We start from the raw sequence: 16,576 nt of genomic DNA on the forward strand, positions 1-16,576 counted from the left end.
TCCTCGGAGTAGTTCTTCCTGGCCATAGTTCCTGATCATCTCGCTTCCCCAGCAGATGCTGGAATCAGCGTGTCCAAGAACCAGGGTCAGGCCCCGATGCCGCTCGCCCCGCCGGTCACGACGTCGCGCAGGTTGATCCCGGTGCCGAGCGCGAACGCGAAGAACGGGATGACGATGTTCGGCACGGGCCGCATGATCTCGGTCCAGCGCGGGTCCAGGTTGCCCACCACGAAGCCGAGCACCAGCGGGACGAGCGCCGCGAGGAACGCCGTCAGGGGGATGTCCGCCAGGCCCGAGGCGCCGAGGAACAGCATCGAGATGAACGGGCCGTCGTTGATCGCGGAGGCCATGTAGGCGCCACGGTCGCGCTCGTCGCCGTACCTGCCCGTGAAGGCGAGCCACAGCCCGCCGTTGCTGTTGTCGATGGTGGCCATGAGGGCCAGGATCGAGACCCCCAGGAACCCCTCGATCCCGAAGATGCTGCCGGCCAGCGCGACCAGCGCGGCGGGGATCAGGGACTTCGTCAGCAGCAGCGTCCCGGTGGCCGCGAGCACCGGCCCCGACGTGCGCGCCGTGATCTGCATGCCGGTCGCGAAGATGAGCACGGCGATGAGCGGCAGCGCCGAGTCCTTGAACAGGGCGGTGGTGAACGAGCCCAGTTCCAGGAAGCCGGGGAAGAACGTCCCGACCACTGAGCCGAGGACCAGCGGCACGAGCATGAGCCCGCCCGGGATCTTGTTCATCCAGTCGTAGAGGGGCACGGTCGACCTCGGTGTCAGTCCGGCATCCATGGCGGAACCTCTCGTTTGTGCGCGACCGGCGGTGGTCGCAATTGTCAGGACAAGAAAGTACGGACAAAGTACGGGACGATGCGGGCGGCAGGCAAGTCCCCTGCATACGCGCCCCGGCGCGCGCGTATTTCACCCGGCACTTAGCGTTTCCGGGTGACCGACGTGTGGACGTGGCCGTCCCGGATCGGCGTGCTCATCGGAACTGCCCTCTTCGTGGCCCTGCTCGTCCCGATCCTCGTGATCCAGGTGCGCCGGTACGGCGCCATCAACCCCGCCCGGCTGCTCGGCGCGGCGGCGCTCGCCGTCTACGGCACCGCGCTCGTGGCGTACACGCTGCTGCCGCTGCCGTCGGGCGACCTCGCCGCCTGGTGCGCGGGCCCCGTACCTCCTGGTCGACGCGCGGTCCCTCGCGCCCGAGGGTCAGTCGCGGGTGCGGGGGTCCCGGCCGAGCAGGTGACGCAGCGCCGGTTCCAGCGTGGGGTGCCGGAACCGGTGGCCCAGCGCGAGCAGCGCTCCGGGCGAGACCCGCTGGCTCGCCTGCGCCAGCTCGTCCGCGCCCTCCTGGCCCAGCAGCAGCCGCGGCCCCAGGTCGGGCACCGGCAGCAGGGCCGGACGGCGCAGCACCGTGGCCAGCGTGGCGGTGTAGGCGGCGTTGCGCACGGGGGTGGGCGCGACGGCGTTGACCGGGCCGGACAGGCGCTCGTCGTACAGCGCGCGATGGTAGACGTCCACCAGGTCGTCGATGCCGATCCAGGACTGCCACATCCGCCCGTCGCCCAGCCGGCCGCCCAGGCCCGCGGCGAACAGCGGGTAGAACAGGCGCAGCGTGCCGCCGCGCGGTGACTGCACCAGGCCGGCGCGCACGTTCACCACCCGCAGGCCGTCCGCGGCCGACGTCGCCTGCTCCCAGTCGTCGACGACGTCGGCGAGGAACCCGTCGCCGCGCTCGCTCGTCTCGGTGAGCACCTCGTCGCCCCGGTCCGGGCCGTAGAACCCGATCGCCGACGCGCTGACGAAGACCCGCGGCCCGTCGGGGGTGCGGCCGGCCAGCGCGGCGAGCGCCGTCGTCGGCCCGACGCGGGAGCCGCGGACCGCGGCGCGGTGCGCGTCGGTGAACCGGCCCGCGATCGACGCGCCGGCGAGGTGGATGACGGCGTCGACGCCCCGCAGCAGGTCGTCGGCGGGCGCCTGCGGGTCCCAGTGCCGCTCGTCGGGGCCGTGCGGCGCGCCGCGCACGAGCCGGATCACGCGGTGGCCCGCCGTGGTCAGGAAGGGCACCAGGGCGCTGCCGACCAGCCCGCGGCTGCCGGTGACCGCGACGACCTTGGGCCGGTCGCCGGCGTTGCGGGCCGACGCCTGGGCCGCGAGGTCCAGGCCGAGCTGGCGGTGCCGGTAGGCGAACATCGGTCGCAGCACGGCCTCGGGCACCCGGGTGTCGACCGTGTCGGTGATCCGGGTGCCGCCGCCCTCGTCGTGGAACTCGTGGGTGTGCCGCCACGGCACCACCCAGCGCAGCGGCGCGGAGACCAGCTCGTCCACGAACCGCTCCGGCGGCTCGTAGCCACTGTGGCGGGCCACCCACCGCAGACCCAGCGGCAGCCGCAGCACGGCCGCGCCGCCCGCGAGCGTGGACGCCTCGCGGACCACGTGCAGGGGCGACCAGGGCGGGGTGAGCCGCATGACCGCGCCGGGTCGCTCGTGCCAGGCGAACACCTCGGGGCGCGGGTGCCCCACGACGCTCGAGTACGTCAGCCCCATGGTTCCTCCCTACAGGTATCCGGCCGCGGTCGCGATGAGGAGGATCGTCACCGCGGCGCCCGCGGCGTAGTTGACCCACAGGAAGTGCCGCCAGCCGCCGTTCGCCCGCGCGGAGTCCTCGTCGCTCACACCCGCGTACGGCGCCGCGAGCATGAGGTAGGGGACGGCGAGCAGGCCCAGGAGCGCGGTGGGCCACCCGGTCGTGAGCATCAGCAGGCCCGCGACGACCCACGCGCCCAGCGCGAGCCGCACGGTGGTGGCCGCGCCGAACGCCGTCGCGATCGAGGAGATGCGGCCCTCGCGGTCCGGGACCACGTCCTGCACCGCGCCGAAGGCGTGGCTGGCCATGCCCCACAGCAGGAACGCGCCGAGCACCGCGAACGTCTGCGGCGTCGGGTCGGCCTGCGCCAGCGCCAGCCCGTAGACCGCCGGGCTCACGAAGTGCACGCTGGACGTCAGGGAGTCCAGCACCGGCACCTCCTTGAACCGGAACGGCGGCGCGGAGTAGGCGACCAGCGCGAACAGGCTGACCGCGAGCACCGCCCACGACGCCGGCGGGCCGAGCACCACGAGCGCGGCGACGAACGGCACGCAGGTCGCCACGGACGCGACGAGGATCGGCCGGTGCCGCCGGGGTGCCAGCAGTGCGCCCTCGACGCCGCCCTTGCGGGGGTTGGTCAGGTCGGACGCGTAGTCGAACACGTCGTTGATCCCGTAGAGCGCCAGGTTGTAGGGCACGAGGAAGAACAGCGTGCCCACGACCAGCGCGACGTCGACCGTGCCCGTGGTCAGCAGGTAGGCGGCGGCGAACGGGTAGGCCGTGTTGATCCAGCTCAGGGGGCGCGACGCACGCACCAGGTCAGCGAGCACGACGACTCCCGAACAGGGTCCAGAGGGCGGGCAGCAGCACGACGCCCGCCAGCGGGTAGGCGAAGTCCTCGACCGGCGCGAGCCCGATCCGGAGCCCGGAGATGTGCGCGTCGGCGTACGTGAACAGCCCGCTCGCGATCATCAGGTTGTCGAAGACGGCGGTGAGCACGAGCAGGGCGACGGCCGCCAGGACGACCGGCCGCCAGCCGATCGGGCGGGCGCCGGGCGGCGCGGCGCGGCGGGTCGCGATCCGGTGCGCGACGGCGGCGACCGCCGCCGCGATCGCGAGGAAGAGCACCGCGAGCAGCAGGTAGGTCATCGCGGCCCGTCCTCTCGGACGGCGTCCCGGCCCAGCAGCCGCTGGGCGCCCAGGACCAGTACCATCGTGAGCTCGCAGAGGAACGCCAGGAACACGATCTCCTCCACCGGCAGCTCGGGCGCGAGCAGGAGCCCGGTCATGTACGGGCCGGCGCCGTGCAGGAACACGCCGAGCCCGATGCCCGCCAGGTCCCAGGCCAGGAAGAACGCGGTGCCGGCGACCAGCACGGCCGCCGCCCGGCCCGGGGCGTCCCAGACGAAGAGCCGGAACCGCCGGTCGACCACGAGCACGCCCGCCGCCGAGACCAGCAGCACGGCGAGGTAGACGAAGCTCATGACTCCTCCCGCAGCGGCCCGGCGCTGGTGTCGCCCCGCAGCCGCTTGACCACCAGCTCCGCGCTGATGAGGCACATGGGCAGGCCGATCCCGGGGATCGTCGTCGCCCCCGCGTACAGCAGGCCCGAGACGCGCGACGACGCGTTGGACCCGCGGAACATCGCGCTCTGCCGCAGGGTGTGGCCCGGGCCGAGGGCGCCTCCGCGCCAGGCGCCGAGGTCGCGCTCGAAGTCCGCGGGCCCGATCGTGCGCCGCACGACGACGCGTTCGGCGAGGTCCGGGGTGTCCGTCCACTTCGCGATCTGCGCGATCGCGTCGTCCACGACCTGTTCGACGCCGAAGGCCCCGGCGCCGTCGACCCCGCCCGCGCCGATCGACGTGTCGGCCGGCACGGGGACGAGCACGAACAGGTTCTCGTGCCCGGGCGGCGCCACGGCGTCCGTGGCGCTCGGCCTGCAGACGTAGAGCGACGTCGGCGTCCGCACGGACGGGTTCGCGCCGTAGATGGCGTCGAACCCCTCCTGCCAGTCGCGGGCGAACAGCAACGAGTGGTGGGCCAGCCGGGGGAGCTCGCCGCGCACGCCCAGCAGCGCCAGCACGGCACCCGGCCCGGGGTCGCGGCGCTTCCACCAGCGGTCGCTCCGGCTGCGGTGCCGCGGCCCGAGCAGCTCGTGCTCGGTGACGCGCAGGTCCGCGGTCGAGACCACGACGTCGGCGGCCAGGTGGCGGGTGCGGCCGTCCGGGCCGGTGACGTCGACGCCGGTCGCGGCGCCGTCCGACACCGTGATGCGGCGCACCCGCTGGCCGGTGAGCAGCCGGGCGCCCTGGCGCTCGGCGAGGCGGGCCACCGCGTTGATCACCGCGCCGAACCCGCCGCGTGGGTACAGCACGCCCTGGGTCACGTCGAGGTGGCTCATCAGGTGGTACATGCTCGGCGCGGCGCTCGGCGACGTTCCCAGGAAGACCGCAGGGTAGCCGAGGATCCGGCGCACCCGCTCGTCCGTGGTGTGCCGGGAGATGAAGTGGTCCAGCGACTCGCCCAGCAGGCGCAGGAGCCGCGGGGCGCGCCGCACGACGTCGGGCGCGAGCAGGGGCGCGGGGGAGGCGAACGTGGCGTAGAGGAACCGCTCGGTGGCGATCCGGTAGGTCTCGGCGGCCGAGTCCAGGTACGCGTCCAGCCGCGGGGCCGACGCCGGGTCGAGCGCGAGCAGGGCCTCGCGCGCGCCGTCGGCGGGCAGGTCGAAGGGCTCGGCGTCGTCCTCGAAGAACACCCGGTACGACGGATCGAGGCGCACCAGGTCCAGCTCGTCGGCGGCGCTCGTGCCCAGGAGGCGGAAGAAGTGCTCGAAGACCTCGGGCATGAGGTACCAGGACGGGCCGGTGTCGAAGACGAATCCGTCGCGGTGCCAGCGTCCCGCACGTCCGCCCAGCTCGTACCGGGCCTCCAGCAGGGTGACCGACGCGCCCTCGCGGGCCAGCAGGGCGGCGGTCGCCAGGCCCGAGATGCCGCCGCCGATCACGACCACGCGCCGTCCGGGCTGCCCGTCGTTCATGCCGCCCATCGCTTGCCCGTCCGGGTGCCCGCGAGCGTGGCGACGACGATGCGCATCTTGACGCCGGCCGGCACCGAGACCCGCCGGACGTGCAGCTGCGCCGCCGGCATGTCGCGCAGCCGGTCGTTGAGCTCGGAGAACAGGCCCGCCGCCAGCGCCGTCGCCCGACGCGGCCCGACCGGCAGCAGCGGGAGCACGGCGCGCGCGGCGGCCAGGTCGGCGTCGATGTCGGCCACGACGGCGGCCTTGTGGTCCTCGTCGAGCCGCTCGGGACCGGCACCCGGGAAGTAGGTGCGGCCCAGCCGCTCCTGGTCGTCGCCGAGGTCGCGCAGGAAGTTGATCTTCTGGAACGCCGCGCCGAGCCGGCGGGCGCCCTCCTCCAGCCGGGCGCGGACGCCGGGCGGTACGGGGTGGCCGTCCAGGAACACGCGCAGGCACATCAGGCCCACCACCTCGGCGGAGCCGTGCACGTAGGCGCGGTACTCGTCGTCGCCGAGGGCGACCACGGGGTCGAGGTCGCGGCGCATGGACGCGAAGAACGGGCGCACCAGCGTCTCGTCGATGCCGACGGCGCGCGCGGTGGTGCCGAAGGCGTGCACCACCATGTTGGTGCTGAACCCGCGGCGCAGCGTCAGGTACGTCTCCTCCTCCAGCGCGTCCAGGGCCGCGCGCCGCTCGACGTGCGCGAGCCCGGCCTCCTGCGCCGGCCCGTCGACGATCTCGTCGGCCACGCGCACCAGCGCGTAGACGTCCTCGATCATGCCGCGCGTCGTGGGCGGCAGCAGCCGCGTGGCCAGGCTGAACGACGTCGAGTAGGCGCCGATCACCTGGGCGGCGGCCGCGTGGGCGGTGTGCGAGTACAGGGCCAGCGAGGACGACGGGATCACGACTCACGCTCCGCGAGCCGCACGGCGAGCCCGGTCAGCTCCCGCTTCAGCACGGTGGGCAGCCCGGACCGCTCCACCATCGCGACGGCGGCCCGCCGCTTGGCGTCGATGAGCTCCGCCACCGCCGCGCGGGCACCGCTGGCGACCAGGGCGGCGCGGAGCAGGTCGGCGTCGGCGTCGTCCAGCTCGGGACGACCCCACAGGTGCCGCACCGCCGTCCACTCCGGGTGGCCCTCGGCGCAGGCGACCAGCAGGGTCCGCTTGCCCTCGCGCAGGTCGCCGGTCGTGCTCTTGCCGGTGTGGTGCGGGTCGCCGAACACGCCGAGCAGGTCGTCGCGCACCTGGTAGAGCATGCCCAGGGCGATGCCGACCTGTTCGAGCTCGGCCGAGGCCTGCGGGCCGGCACCGGCCAGGGCGCCGCCGGCCCGCAGGGGGCCCGCGAAGGAGTAGCTGCCGGTCTTGTTGGCCATCATCCGCAGCACCCGGTCGGGGGTGGCCGGGGCGGTGCCCAGGCCGAACCCGACGTCGTCGTGCTCGCCGGCAGCGGCGCGGAACAGGCTCTCGGCGATGATGTCGGTCAGCTCGGCGCGGCCCTCGGACCGGATCCGGCCGACCAGCGCGTATGCCGAGCTGAGCAGCAGGTCGCCGCCGAGGATGCCCGAGGCGGTGCCCCAGGCCGTCGCGGCGTCGGGGGACAGCCCGTTCTGGCTCGCGTCCCCCGCGAACTCGGCCGCCAGGTTGGGGCGCCCGCGCCGGGTGAGGTCGCGGTCGAGCACGTCGTCGTGCAGCAGCAGGGCCGTGTGGAGCAGCTCGAACGCGGCGGCCGCGACGGCGGCGTCCTGCGGGTGCGGGCCGCCGAACGCGGCGTGCGCGTCGAGCAGCAGCCGGGGGCGCAGGCGTTTGCCGCCCTCGCTCGACCGGGCGAGCCGGCGCCACAGCAGCGCGTAGTGCTCCGCGAGGGGCGTGGCACGCCGGACCTGGTCGGCGAAGAAGTCGGCCAGCACCACGTCCACCGCGTCGTGGGTCAGCATCTCGGTCATGGCCAGGTCACGTCTCGGGCGGACCGCACGGCCAAGGCTGCGTACAGCGGCATCTCGTCGGCCTGCTCCACGAACCAGGGCGAGAACGCCCACGGTGTGGCGCGCAGGGCCTGGCCGAGCGCGCCGCCGTCGGTCCACCTGGCCTCCATGGCCTCGTACGGGTTGACCTGCGGCTCGTCCTCGGTGACCGCGACGTAGACCGGGCACAGCTCGTTCTCCACGATCCCGCTGGCGTCGACGGCGCGGTACCGGAAGCGCGGCAGCTCCACGCGGAGCTCGCGCAGGGTGAGGCCGAGCTCGTCGTGCGCGCGGCGCAGCACTGCCTCCTCGCTCTGTTCGCCCGGCTGGGGGTGGCCGCAGAAGGAGTTGGTCCACACCCCCGGCCAGGTCTGCTTGTGCAGGGAGCGCCGCGTGACCAGCACCTCGCCCGCCGGGTTGAGCACGTGGCACGAGAACGCCAGGTGGAGCGGCGTGTGCTCGGAGTGCACGGCACTCTTGAGCTCTGACCCGACGGGCGTCCCGTCGTCGTCGAGCAGGACCACTCTCTCGGTCGTCACTGTGACCCCTTCGTAATTTTGCTAGCCTGGCTATATTCAAGCACAGGAAGCAGTTTTTCTCACTGCTGATTCCGGACAGACCGCATGGGTTTTGACGGGAGTTCGGAGCGGGCGGGGGATCGGGTGGGTTCGGTGCGCCACAATCGTCCGGTGACCGGCGACCGCTTCATGCGTATTCACGATCCGGAGCTCGAAGCCAGGGGTGAGCGCGTCCTGGGACCCGAGTTCAGAGCCATGCACCAGCGGGTCATGGAGGTCACGGCGCTGACCTCGCGCCTGAACGCGCTTCCGTTCGACGACGAGGCGGGCAAGGCGGAGCTGTTCGAGCAGATCTTGGGCCGCCCGCTCCCGGACCGTGTCACGATCTACCCGCCCTTCTACACCGACCACGGCCTGCGGCTCGACCTGTCCGAGCGGGTGTTCGTCAACCAGGGCTGCACATTCCTCGACTACGCCGGCATCCGGCTGGGCGACGGCGTGATGGTCGGCCCCAAGGCCACGTTCATCACGATGGGACACCCCGTGGACCCCGAGGAGCGGCGGGCCTGGCTGACGGGCTCGCCCATCGACGTGGCCGAGAACGTGTGGATCGGCGCGGGCGCGACCATCCTGCCCGGCGTCAGCATCGGGCGCGACGCCGTCATCGCGGCCGGGGCCGTGGTCGCCGACGACGTGCCGGCGGCGAGCCTGGTGACGGGGCCGAAGGGGACGGTGTCGAGGCGGTGGTAGTGCCCTGACCGGGGTAGAACCAGGGGGCCAACCACGTGCCGACGGCCCGCGCCGAATCTTCTGGCAGCGCGGTGGCGCTGGTCGGTACCGTCCAGCAATGGCTGCGCCCCTGCTCCTGGTCCCCGCCGACCCGCTCGCGCCCCGACTACCCGACGAGCACTTCGCGCGGGAGGCCGAGGCCGCACGGGACGCCGGCCTGACGATCACCGTGGTGGACCACGACGCGATCGTCGCAGGCGAGCTCCGGGAGGCGCTGCGGCGGGTACCTGATTCCGACGTCGCGCGAACCGCCTGGTACCGCGGGTGGATGCTCTCCGCGGCGGCCTATACGCTCCTCGCGGCCGAGCTGGGGGCGCGGGGGATCCGACTGCTGACGAGCCCCGCTGCCTACGCGGCCGCCCACGAGCTGCCTGGCTGGTACGGCACGTTCGCGGGTTCGACGCCCGCGGGCGTCTGGTCGCCGTGGGAGCCGGGTCGGACGCCGACGCCGGCCGACGTCGGGCCGCTGATCGAAGCGCTGGGCGACGGTCCTGGCGTCGTGAAGGACTACGTGAAGTCGCGCAAGCACGAGTGGGACGAGGCGTGCTTCGTGCCCGACCTCACCGACGCGGCGACCGCCACGCGCGTGGTCGCGCGGATGGTCGAGCTCCAGGGCGACGACCTCGCTGGCGGGATCGTCGTGCGCGCCTTCGAGCAGTTCGTGTCCGACGCCGGCGGACGCGCCCAGGAGGTCCGGGTCTGGTGGGTCGAAGGGGCGCCGGTGCTGGTCACGTCGCATCCCGATTCTCCCGCGGGCATGGATACCGACGTGCCCGCGGAGGTGCTGGACACCGTCGGGCGGAACGTGGGTGCCTTGGGTGTCCCGTTCGTGACCACCGACCTCGCGCTGCGGGCGGACGGCGTCTGGCGGGTGATCGAGGTCGGCGACGGCCAGGTCAGCGACCTGCCTGGTGATCAGGACCCAGGGCCGTTGTTGCGAGCTCTGGCTGCGGCTGGGTGAGGGCGTGGAGGAGCACGTGGAAGGGTCTCTGAGTGGCGGACGGCGGTCGCCGTCGATCGAGCGGCATGCCGGTGAGGTGCACGTGGGTGAGGAGTACGCGGGCGACGACTTCTACTGCGACGTCGCGATTCCGCACGTCTCGCAGCTCCAGGTCGAGCACGACGACGAGTGGGTCCTGGCGTTCCACCACACCAGGCCGTTCTGGGCGAACCACATCGTGGTGGTCCCCAAGAAGCACATCCCCTCGCTGACGTCGGTCACGGCCGAGGACGAGGAGTGGATGCGGCGGTTGTTCGTCGTCGTCCAGACCCTGGCGGGCGTGCTCGAACGGCGTGACGGGGCGGCGTCCGTGCTGACCAACCTCGGGCAGTTCCAGGACTCGAAGCACCTGCACGTGCACATCCACGACGGCCGCCGGCTGCGGGACTGACCCCGGGCTTCCAGGGCTCGGCATAGGGTGCCGCGATGGAGATGACCCTGGAGCTCCGAGGCCTGGTCGACGATGCCGTCCTCTCAGCGCTGCACGCCCGCGCGTTCGAGAGCCCGTCGGAGGCGGTGACGCCGTGGTCCGAGCGCCTGACCCGGCACAGCCTGACCTGGGTCACGGCGTCCGACCCCGCGGGGAAGCTGGTCGGGTTCGTCAACGTGATCGGCGACGGCGGGGCGCACGCCGTGCTGCTCGACACGGTCGTCGACCCCGAGCACCAGGGACAGGGCATCGGGCGAGCGCTCGTCGCGGCGGCCGCCGACGCCGCCCGCGCCCACGGCTGCGAGTGGCTGCACGTCGACTTCGAGGCGGACCGGTCGCGGTTCTACCTCGACGCCTGCGGTTTCCGCACGACGGCGGCCGGACTCATGCGTCTCGCCTAGGTCCCGCCCGCTGGTTCGGCGAATCACCAGTCCGCGGGTCGGCTGTCCTTCCCGTCGAGCCACAGGCGGTCGCTCGCGTCCCGGTGTGTGCCGGACGTGCCGACGTGCTTGCTGGTGATCCGGTCGCCCTTGGTGATGACGTGAGTGACCGCCATCGCGTGACCATGGCCCAGCCCGTAGGTCTCCTTGAGCCACGCGACGACCGGCGTCGCTTTGCTGTCCGGGCCGAAGCCCTGAGCCTGCGCGAGCTCGACGAGCTGTCGCGGGGTCAGCCCGGTCTTGGTCTCGGCGTTGTCGAGGTAAGCCTGGAAGGACATCAGCGGTTCTCCTGGATCATCGTGTCCGAGGCGTGGATGCACATCATCCGCAGCGTGCCCGTGCCGGTGTTCTTGAATCCGTGCCAGACGTCGGGCTGGACCACGGCGGTGTCGCCGCCCCGGGCGACGACCGTCTCGTCACCGACGGTGATCGTGGCCTCGCCCTCCAGGACGGACCAGGTCTCGCTGTACGGGTGGCGGTGCAGCCCGGGCCCCTGGCCGGGGTCGTTGGTGACGAGGAAGAACGAGATGCCCGAGCCGTGGTCGCGACCCTCGTAGCGCAGGGTGCGCGAGCCGGGGATGCGGATCGTGTCGGCGGAGACCGTCGTGGTCATGTCTGCTCCTGGGAAGTCGGGCCGACCCGTGCGATCGGCGTACCCCAAGCCTCGTCGCGGGTCCGACGGCGCACTACGGTTTCGACGTGCATCGAAACATGGTGGAGTTCCGGCTCGCGCCCGACGACATCTCGGCGATCCGGTTCGGCGTCTCGCCTGGCCACGAGCTCGCCCATGCCGTGCGCGTGCTCGTGCAGCCGAGCTACCACCCGCTCCAGTGGGGCTGGCTGCGCCGGGCGCGCACCCAGGTACCGCAGCGGTCGTTCGACCTCATGCGGCTGCTCGTCGGCCCCGACGGGTACATGCCGGACTTCCTCACCTCGACACCTGGCTGGGACCTGAGCCCTGCCGAGGAGCTGGCGCGCCTGCGTGAGGCCGACCTCGCGCCTCTGCGCGTCGACCTCCTCAAGCGCGTCGACCGGACGAGCGGGGCCGAGCAGCGCCTGCTGCGCGCCATGGCGGACGACCCGGAGCGCACCCGGTCGGCCGTCGCCGAGGCCTGGGAGCAGTGCTGGGACGCCCTGCTCGCCCCGTACTGGCCGCAGCTCGAACGGATCCTGCGGGCCGACGTCGGCGTGCGCTCCCGGCGGGCGACGACGGACGGTCTGGGGCCGATGGTCGACACCCTGCACGAGGCCGTGACCTGGGCCCCGCATGCGGTGCGGGTGCGACTGCGCATGCACGGCGAGGTCCTCGACTGCGCGGGCAGCGGTCTCGTCCTGGTGCCGTCGGTCATGGCGCCCCGGTGCTCCGTGGTCACCGAGCAGCCGGCCCAGCCCACCCTCTTCTACCCGGCGCTCGGCGTCTCCGAACGATGGGCCGACGACGGTCCGGGTACCGCCGAGGCGCTCGCCCGTCTGCTCGGGGCGGGCCGGGCGGGAGTGCTGCTCGCCCTGAGGGCGCCGCTGTCGACGAGCGAGGTGGCCGCAACCTGCGGACTCGCCGTGTCGACGGCGTCGCACCACCTGGCGCTGCTGAGCGCCGCCCGCCTGGTCGACGCCCGGCGCGACGGCGCGCGCGTCCTGCACGTCCGGACGCCGCTGGGGGAGGCGCTGGTCGGGGGTTGAGGCAGGCCCAGCGAGCCGAAGGGGCTCATGCTGGTGGCAGGTCCATCACCGCCTAACCGTCAGGAACTCGATGCTGAACTCCGACTCCGTTCCGCAGCTCGCCCGCGATCTGATCTCCCGTGGCGGCCAGGTTCTGGACCACATCGCCGTCGACGCCCAAGAAGCCCGTGCACTCGTGCGGGTGTCACCCGATATTGCTCCGGTGGAGTTCGTCATCGACCTTCGGGGCCTCGCGCGATACATCGAATCGGCGCGAGGGAGCGCACACGATGTCTTTCCCGATGTCGACTGGATCGAGGGTGGGCTCCGGCTGGCATCCGAGAATCTGTGGGCGGAGGTCGGGTCCGGAGACGCAAGAGTGCTAACTGTTGGCGTCGACCGGGAAGGCCGGATCTGGCGTCGTGCGGAGCCTGCGCTGCAGCGGAGCGCCCTTCCTGCGGGCGACTACCGCTGGACTGTGGAGCGCGAGGGGTTCATCGGGCCTGCGTCGTGATCACTGGCTTGCCGGTGCTGGTCTCCACGATGTGCGCAAGAAGATCTCGGACGTCCCCGAGCAGCTCGGCCTGATCGGAGTACGCCGAGATGCCACCGCCATCGCGAAGTCGCAGGCCCTCGACCAGCACTCGATGCCAACGCTCGTCGTAGTGCGTCAGCGCCCAGCGTCCGGCGCGAGACTTCGCGGTCATCTGGTCGGTGACCAGCAGGTGGTGCAGGCGCACCGAGGCGAGGACGCAGTGCGAGAGCAGATAATCGCGCTCGCGCTCGTCGGCCGGAAGATCGGCAGGAGTTGCCCGGGACAGGCCCTCGGCCTTACGCCGCCAGTAGGTGTCGAGATTGTCCGCGGTGTAGTCACGCAGCGCTTCCAGGTCGGTCCACATCGTGAGCGTGGACAGCTCAGGCCCGGTGACCGTGATCCCGGCCCGGGCCAGCTCGTGCCAGACGATCATCCACGACGGCGACGCGACCACCTCAAGCTTCCGGGTGAACATGACCTCTGGCATCGGCGGCACCGTGCGCGGGTCGTGCGCCAGATCGGAGGCAAGGACGTGGGGTCCGTCGAACCGGACCGAGGAGTAGCTGGTCATCTGCGCGTGCACGCCCCGCAGTGCCTCGATCTCCGCCGGCCCCGGCCGGCGCGCCATGGTGGCGACGAAGTCGACGTCGGACTCCCGCGGGGCCCACTCGCCGAAGACCACTCCGCCGTGCAGGTACAGCCCGGTCAGAAGACCCGTGGGCAGCTCCCGTTCGGTCAGTTCGAGAAAGCGGTCGCACAGGCCTTGGACTGGGGCTGGCAACGTCATGCGTCTCTCCTGCTGTCAGGGGTGCCCAAAGGGTACGGCGAGACGCAGGTCCCTTGGTTCGTACGAGCAGCGATCAGTCTTCGGCGGCCTGGTGCTGGTTGCCGCCAACCTGACTGACTCGGTCCTCCCACGAGGGGTGGGCAAGCAGGCTCGCCTTCTCCGCCAGCTCGACCGCTCCCGCCCGTCGTAGCTTCCCGACGCCGACGTCCAGGTACCACCGCTGCGCCGTCACGACGAGCTGCTGCTCGTCGTGCAGGTCTCCGAGCCACCCGAACGGGTTCTCGTCGACGAGGAGGTCCTGCACCCACCACTCGTCGACCGCTACGAGGTGCGCATCAGCAACGTCGTCGTCAGGCCACGCGGCGAGCGCCGCCTCGAGCCCGACGATTGCCGCGTACTGCTCGAACGCGTCAGTGACGGAGTGATTCGGCTCCGGGTTCCGGACCAGGTCCTGCCACCAGGCATCGATGAATCGCTGGATCGGATCCTTCTGCCACCGAGGCCAATCGCGCCAGTCACCCCGTACCAGCGCATGCTGAGCGGCCCAGAAGACGTGGACGGCTCCGTCGGCCATTCCTCGGGCCATCTGCGGCAGGATGCGGCGGACGAGCGCTGCATGGTCATCCACCATGAAAGGACTCTTGTACGTCCACGACGCGAGCACCTCCGGGTCGATGGGTGCGCCGGGCAGTGCAAGCGGCGATCGGGCCTCGTTCGAATAGCAGTGCGAGCAGACATTGTCCGCGTCGCAGGTGCTCCCGGCGAACACGCGATCGATCTCCGCGAGCGCGGTCTCGAGATCAGGCGTCACGCCGCGGATCCTTCCATGCGTGGCACTGCCCCGGGCGGGGGAGCAGGGTCCTTGACCGTCCTTGCCGCCGAGGATTCCGGAAACAGCGAAGCCCGGAATCCAGTGGGATTCCGGGCTTGGTTGCTCCCGCGGTTGGACTTGAACCAACGACCGTCCGATTAACAGTCGGATGCTCTGCCAGCTGAGCTACGCGGGATCGCGTTCGCCCGTCCCGTGGACCGGGTGGGCGACCGGTGAAAACTCTAACAGGTTCCCGGGGGTAGTCCCGACTCATATCTGATCTGCGCGGGAGCGGCGTCGATCACACCGCGCGGCCCCCGTGCGGATGTCACGGTCTACCCAGTCATTGGGCCGGAATCACCTTGGTTCCGGGCCCAATGACTGGGTAGACCATGACATCCGCACCGGCGCCCGCCCCGCCCCGGCGCCCCGCACCGCCACCCGCCCCGCTCACACCGCACGACCAGACCTCACCGCCCCACCATCCCCATCCCGGCCTCGTTGTACCGGTCGCCCTCCACCCCCACCCGCGCGGCCAGCCCGTTCAGGTCGGCCACGTCGTCGGCGGAGAGAGCGACACCCGTCGCCCCCGCGTTCTCCTCGACCCGCGCGATGCGCCGCGTCCCGGGGATCGGCACGATCCACGGCTGCTGCGCCAGCAGCCAGGCGAGCGCCACCTGGCCCGGCGTCGCGCCCTGGGCCTCCGCGAGGGCGCGCACGTGATCGACGAGCACCTGGTTCGCCGACCGGTTCGACTCCGAGAACCGCGGGATCGAGGCCCGCATGTCGTCGCTCGTGAACGACGTCGTCGCTTCGACCGCCCCCGTCAGGAACCCGCGCCCGAGCGGGCTGAACGGGACGAAGCCGATCCCCAGCTCGGCGAGTGTCGGCAGCACCTCGGGCTCGGGGTCGCGGGTCCACAGCGAGTACTCGCTCTGCACGGCGGTGACCGGGTGCACGGCGTGCGCGCGCCGGATCGTGGCCGGGCTCGCCTCCGACAGCCCGAAGTGCCGCACCTTGCCGGCGTCGACCAGCTCCTTGACGGCGCCCGCGACGTCCTCGATCGGCACGTCGGGGTCCACGCGGTGCTGGTAGAAGAGGTCGATCACGTCGGTGCGCAGGCGCCGCAGGGACGCGTCGGCGACGGCGCGGATGTGCTCGGGCCGGCTGTTCAGGCCCACCGTGGCGCCGTCCTCGATGCGCCAGCCGAACTTGGTGGCGATCACCACCTGGTCGCGCACCGGCTCCAGCGCCTCGCCGACCAGCTCCTCGTTGACGTACGGCCCGTAGACCTCGGCGGTGTCGACGAGGGTGACGCCCCGCTCCACGGCGCCCCGCAGCACGCCGATCATCTCCTCGCGCGTGCCCGGGTTGGGGCCGTAGCCCTCCGACATCCCCATCGCGCCCAGACCGATCGCGGAGACCTCCAGGCCCTGGCCGAGCGTTCGCTGATGCATCGTGACAGTCTCCTTCGCAGTGTGTTCGCGGTCACACGCTAGACCCGCGGCACCACGCCGAGGGGTTCCGCCGGTACCGGTCACGCCAGGGACTCCTCGCGCCCACCGATGTGTTGCACCGTGGGAGGGCTGGCCGCGCCCCGCGGTCGGCGCAGACGGCGCCAGGGGTGCCCGGAGGGAGCAGCGATGAGCTGGACCGAGCAGGAGCTGAAGCAGGTCGACGGCACCGACGAGCTGCAGGTCTCGTCCTACCGGCCGGACGGGACCCTGCGCCCGTACGTGATCATCTGGACGGCGCGGCTGGGCGACGGCGTGTACGTCCGCTCCGCCTACGGCCCGGACAACGGGTGGTTCCGCCGCGCCAAGGCCTCGGGCTCGGGCCGGGTCCGGGTGGGCGGCGTCGAGCGCGACGTCCGCTTCGAGGTCCCGGACGACGGCGTCCACGCACCGCTCGACGACGCCTACCGCGCCAAGTACGCCAGGTACGAGAAGCGCATCGTCGACACCGTGGTCGGCCCGGCCGTGGTGGGGACGACGTTGCGCGTGGTCCCGCAGGACTGAGCGAGACCGCACGGGGCA

21 protein-coding genes and 1 tRNA gene are annotated in these 16,576 nt (G+C 72.2%); 7 read left to right on the forward strand and 15 right to left on the reverse strand.

Annotated features, from left to right (window positions below; translation table 11 throughout):
* Window positions 1-86: 86 nt before the first annotated feature.
* The 9 genes from ACIPN7_RS28400 to idi all read right to left on the reverse strand — a co-directional run bounded on the left by ACIPN7_RS28400 (window position 87) and on the right by idi (window position 8,110).
* Window positions 87-791: a 2-keto-3-deoxygluconate permease gene (locus ACIPN7_RS28400; protein WP_400550330.1), complete on the reverse strand. Its 705-nt coding sequence runs from the start codon at window positions 789-791 to the stop codon at window positions 87-89.
* 420 nt (window positions 792-1,211) lie between these two features.
* Window positions 1,212-2,549 carry a TIGR01777 family oxidoreductase gene (locus ACIPN7_RS28405; RefSeq protein WP_400550332.1) on the reverse strand — a complete coding sequence of 446 codons (1,338 nt, stop codon included), beginning with the start codon at window positions 2,547-2,549 and terminating at the stop codon, window positions 1,212-1,214.
* A gap of 9 nt (window positions 2,550-2,558) precedes the next feature.
* Window positions 2,559-3,419 carry a prenyltransferase gene (locus ACIPN7_RS28410; RefSeq protein WP_400550334.1) on the reverse strand — a complete coding sequence of 287 codons (861 nt, stop codon included), beginning with the start codon at window positions 3,417-3,419 and terminating at the stop codon, window positions 2,559-2,561.
* Window positions 3,409-3,738 carry a lycopene cyclase domain-containing protein gene (locus ACIPN7_RS28415; protein WP_400550336.1) on the reverse strand — a complete coding sequence of 110 codons (330 nt, stop codon included), beginning with the start codon at window positions 3,736-3,738 and terminating at the stop codon, window positions 3,409-3,411. The genes ACIPN7_RS28410 and ACIPN7_RS28415 overlap by 11 nt, the downstream gene beginning before the upstream one ends.
* Window positions 3,735-4,073, reverse strand: a complete 339-nt coding sequence (locus ACIPN7_RS28420) for a lycopene cyclase domain-containing protein (RefSeq protein WP_400550338.1) — start codon at window positions 4,071-4,073, stop codon at window positions 3,735-3,737. Before ACIPN7_RS28420 ends, ACIPN7_RS28415 begins: the two co-directional genes overlap by 4 nt.
* Window positions 4,070-5,635, reverse strand: coding sequence for a phytoene desaturase family protein (gene crtI, locus ACIPN7_RS28425; protein ID WP_400550340.1), 1,566 nt, complete (start codon window positions 5,633-5,635; stop codon window positions 4,070-4,072). The genes ACIPN7_RS28420 and crtI overlap by 4 nt, the downstream gene beginning before the upstream one ends.
* Window positions 5,623-6,513: a phytoene/squalene synthase family protein gene (locus ACIPN7_RS28430; protein WP_400550342.1), complete on the reverse strand. Its 891-nt coding sequence runs from the start codon at window positions 6,511-6,513 to the stop codon at window positions 5,623-5,625. Before ACIPN7_RS28430 ends, crtI begins: the two co-directional genes overlap by 13 nt.
* Window positions 6,510-7,553: a polyprenyl synthetase family protein gene (locus ACIPN7_RS28435; RefSeq protein ID WP_400550344.1), complete on the reverse strand. Its 1,044-nt coding sequence runs from the start codon at window positions 7,551-7,553 to the stop codon at window positions 6,510-6,512. Before ACIPN7_RS28435 ends, ACIPN7_RS28430 begins: the two co-directional genes overlap by 4 nt.
* Window positions 7,550-8,110, reverse strand: a complete 561-nt coding sequence (gene idi / locus ACIPN7_RS28440) for an isopentenyl-diphosphate Delta-isomerase (protein ID WP_400550346.1) — start codon at window positions 8,108-8,110, stop codon at window positions 7,550-7,552. Before idi ends, ACIPN7_RS28435 begins: the two co-directional genes overlap by 4 nt.
* 150 nt (window positions 8,111-8,260) lie before the next feature.
* Here idi and ACIPN7_RS28445 point away from each other — a divergent pair, with 150 nt between their 5' ends.
* The 4 genes from ACIPN7_RS28445 to ACIPN7_RS28460 all read left to right on the forward strand — a co-directional run bounded on the left by ACIPN7_RS28445 (window position 8,261) and on the right by ACIPN7_RS28460 (window position 10,709).
* The gene (locus ACIPN7_RS28445) at window positions 8,261-8,839 is read left to right on the forward strand and encodes a DapH/DapD/GlmU-related protein (RefSeq protein ID WP_400550348.1); all 579 of its coding nucleotides are present in this window, start codon (window positions 8,261-8,263) and stop codon (window positions 8,837-8,839) included.
* Window positions 8,840-8,936: 97 nt separating this feature from the next.
* Window positions 8,937-9,839, forward strand: coding sequence for an ATP-grasp domain-containing protein (locus tag ACIPN7_RS28450; protein ID WP_400550350.1), 903 nt, complete (start codon window positions 8,937-8,939; stop codon window positions 9,837-9,839).
* A 16-nt stretch (window positions 9,840-9,855) separates the two neighbouring features.
* Window positions 9,856-10,269: an HIT domain-containing protein gene (locus ACIPN7_RS28455; RefSeq protein WP_400550352.1), complete on the forward strand. Its 414-nt coding sequence runs from the start codon at window positions 9,856-9,858 to the stop codon at window positions 10,267-10,269.
* A gap of 35 nt (window positions 10,270-10,304) precedes the next feature.
* On the forward strand, window positions 10,305-10,709 hold the full coding sequence (locus ACIPN7_RS28460; protein ID WP_400550354.1) for a GNAT family N-acetyltransferase: 405 nt from the start codon (window positions 10,305-10,307) through the stop codon (window positions 10,707-10,709).
* Between the two features lie 23 nt (window positions 10,710-10,732).
* Here the strand turns inward: ACIPN7_RS28460 and ACIPN7_RS28465 are convergent, their stop codons facing one another.
* Both ACIPN7_RS28465 and ACIPN7_RS28470 read right to left on the reverse strand, forming a co-directional pair.
* Entirely contained in the window at window positions 10,733-11,026 is a 294-nt protein-coding gene (locus ACIPN7_RS28465) for a DUF4287 domain-containing protein (protein WP_400550356.1), read from the reverse strand.
* Window positions 11,026-11,361, reverse strand: a complete 336-nt coding sequence (locus tag ACIPN7_RS28470) for a cupin domain-containing protein (protein ID WP_400550358.1) — start codon at window positions 11,359-11,361, stop codon at window positions 11,026-11,028. The genes ACIPN7_RS28465 and ACIPN7_RS28470 overlap by 1 nt, the downstream gene beginning before the upstream one ends.
* A gap of 86 nt (window positions 11,362-11,447) precedes the next feature.
* On the opposite strand from ACIPN7_RS28470, the gene ACIPN7_RS28475 reads away from it, so the two are divergent.
* Together ACIPN7_RS28475 and ACIPN7_RS28480 are read left to right on the forward strand one after the other, a co-directional pair.
* Window positions 11,448-12,428, forward strand: a complete 981-nt coding sequence (locus ACIPN7_RS28475; RefSeq protein ID WP_400550360.1) for a DUF5937 family protein — start codon at window positions 11,448-11,450, stop codon at window positions 12,426-12,428.
* Between the two features lie 70 nt (window positions 12,429-12,498).
* Window positions 12,499-12,921 carry a hypothetical protein gene (locus ACIPN7_RS28480; protein WP_400550362.1) on the forward strand — a complete coding sequence of 141 codons (423 nt, stop codon included), beginning with the start codon at window positions 12,499-12,501 and terminating at the stop codon, window positions 12,919-12,921.
* Here the strand turns inward: ACIPN7_RS28480 and ACIPN7_RS28485 are convergent.
* From ACIPN7_RS28485 to ACIPN7_RS28500, 4 genes are all read right to left on the reverse strand, one after another.
* Window positions 12,902-13,729, reverse strand: a complete 828-nt coding sequence (locus tag ACIPN7_RS28485) for a hypothetical protein (RefSeq protein WP_400550364.1) — start codon at window positions 13,727-13,729, stop codon at window positions 12,902-12,904. The two genes, ACIPN7_RS28480 and ACIPN7_RS28485, sit on opposite strands and share 20 nt — an antisense overlap.
* Window positions 13,730-13,802: 73 nt before the next feature.
* The gene (locus ACIPN7_RS28490; protein ID WP_400550366.1) at window positions 13,803-14,540 is read right to left on the reverse strand and encodes a hypothetical protein; all 738 of its coding nucleotides are present in this window, start codon (window positions 14,538-14,540) and stop codon (window positions 13,803-13,805) included.
* A gap of 123 nt (window positions 14,541-14,663) precedes the next feature.
* Window positions 14,664-14,736, reverse strand: a tRNA-Asn gene (locus tag ACIPN7_RS28495).
* Window positions 14,737-15,010: 274 nt separating this feature from the next.
* A complete protein-coding gene (locus ACIPN7_RS28500; RefSeq protein ID WP_400550368.1) occupies window positions 15,011-15,997 on the reverse strand; it encodes an aldo/keto reductase in 987 nt (328 codons plus the stop codon).
* Window positions 15,998-16,183: 186 nt separating this feature from the next.
* Between ACIPN7_RS28500 and ACIPN7_RS28505 the strand changes: the two genes are divergently transcribed.
* Window positions 16,184-16,558, forward strand: a complete 375-nt coding sequence (locus ACIPN7_RS28505; RefSeq protein WP_400550370.1) for a DUF2255 family protein — start codon at window positions 16,184-16,186, stop codon at window positions 16,556-16,558.
* The last annotated feature ends 18 nt before the right edge of the window (window positions 16,559-16,576 follow it).

It is taken from the genome of Promicromonospora sp. NPDC090134 (assembly GCF_044746965.1).
GTDB lineage: Bacteria > Actinomycetota > Actinomycetes > Actinomycetales > Cellulomonadaceae > Promicromonospora.

Excerpts from the sequence above, each read along its gene's own strand:
- ACIPN7_RS28435 (WP_400550344.1), bottom strand. The coding sequence starts at position 7,553 with ATGACCGAGATGCTGACCCACGACGCGGTGGACGTGGTGCTGGCCGAC.
- ACIPN7_RS28450 (WP_400550350.1), top strand. The coding sequence starts at position 8,937 with ATGGCTGCGCCCCTGCTCCTGGTCCCCGCCGACCCGCTCGCGCCCCGA.
- ACIPN7_RS28500 (WP_400550368.1), bottom strand. The coding sequence starts at position 15,997 with ATGCATCAGCGAACGCTCGGCCAGGGCCTGGAGGTCTCCGCGATCGGT.
- ACIPN7_RS28460 (WP_400550354.1), top strand. The coding sequence starts at position 10,305 with ATGGAGATGACCCTGGAGCTCCGAGGCCTGGTCGACGATGCCGTCCTC.
- ACIPN7_RS28400 (WP_400550330.1), bottom strand. The coding sequence starts at position 791 with ATGGATGCCGGACTGACACCGAGGTCGACCGTGCCCCTCTACGACTGG.
- ACIPN7_RS28420 (WP_400550338.1), bottom strand. The coding sequence starts at position 4,073 with ATGAGCTTCGTCTACCTCGCCGTGCTGCTGGTCTCGGCGGCGGGCGTG.
- ACIPN7_RS28480 (WP_400550362.1), top strand. The coding sequence starts at position 12,499 with ATGCTGAACTCCGACTCCGTTCCGCAGCTCGCCCGCGATCTGATCTCC.
- ACIPN7_RS28415 (WP_400550336.1), bottom strand. The coding sequence starts at position 3,738 with ATGACCTACCTGCTGCTCGCGGTGCTCTTCCTCGCGATCGCGGCGGCG.
- ACIPN7_RS28405 (WP_400550332.1), bottom strand. The coding sequence starts at position 2,549 with ATGGGGCTGACGTACTCGAGCGTCGTGGGGCACCCGCGCCCCGAGGTG.
- ACIPN7_RS28485 (WP_400550364.1), bottom strand. The coding sequence starts at position 13,729 with ATGACGTTGCCAGCCCCAGTCCAAGGCCTGTGCGACCGCTTTCTCGAA.
- crtI (WP_400550340.1), bottom strand. The coding sequence starts at position 5,635 with ATGGGCGGCATGAACGACGGGCAGCCCGGACGGCGCGTGGTCGTGATC.
- ACIPN7_RS28465 (WP_400550356.1), bottom strand. The coding sequence starts at position 11,026 with ATGTCCTTCCAGGCTTACCTCGACAACGCCGAGACCAAGACCGGGCTG.
- ACIPN7_RS28505 (WP_400550370.1), top strand. The coding sequence starts at position 16,184 with ATGAGCTGGACCGAGCAGGAGCTGAAGCAGGTCGACGGCACCGACGAG.
- ACIPN7_RS28470 (WP_400550358.1), bottom strand. The coding sequence starts at position 11,361 with ATGACCACGACGGTCTCCGCCGACACGATCCGCATCCCCGGCTCGCGC.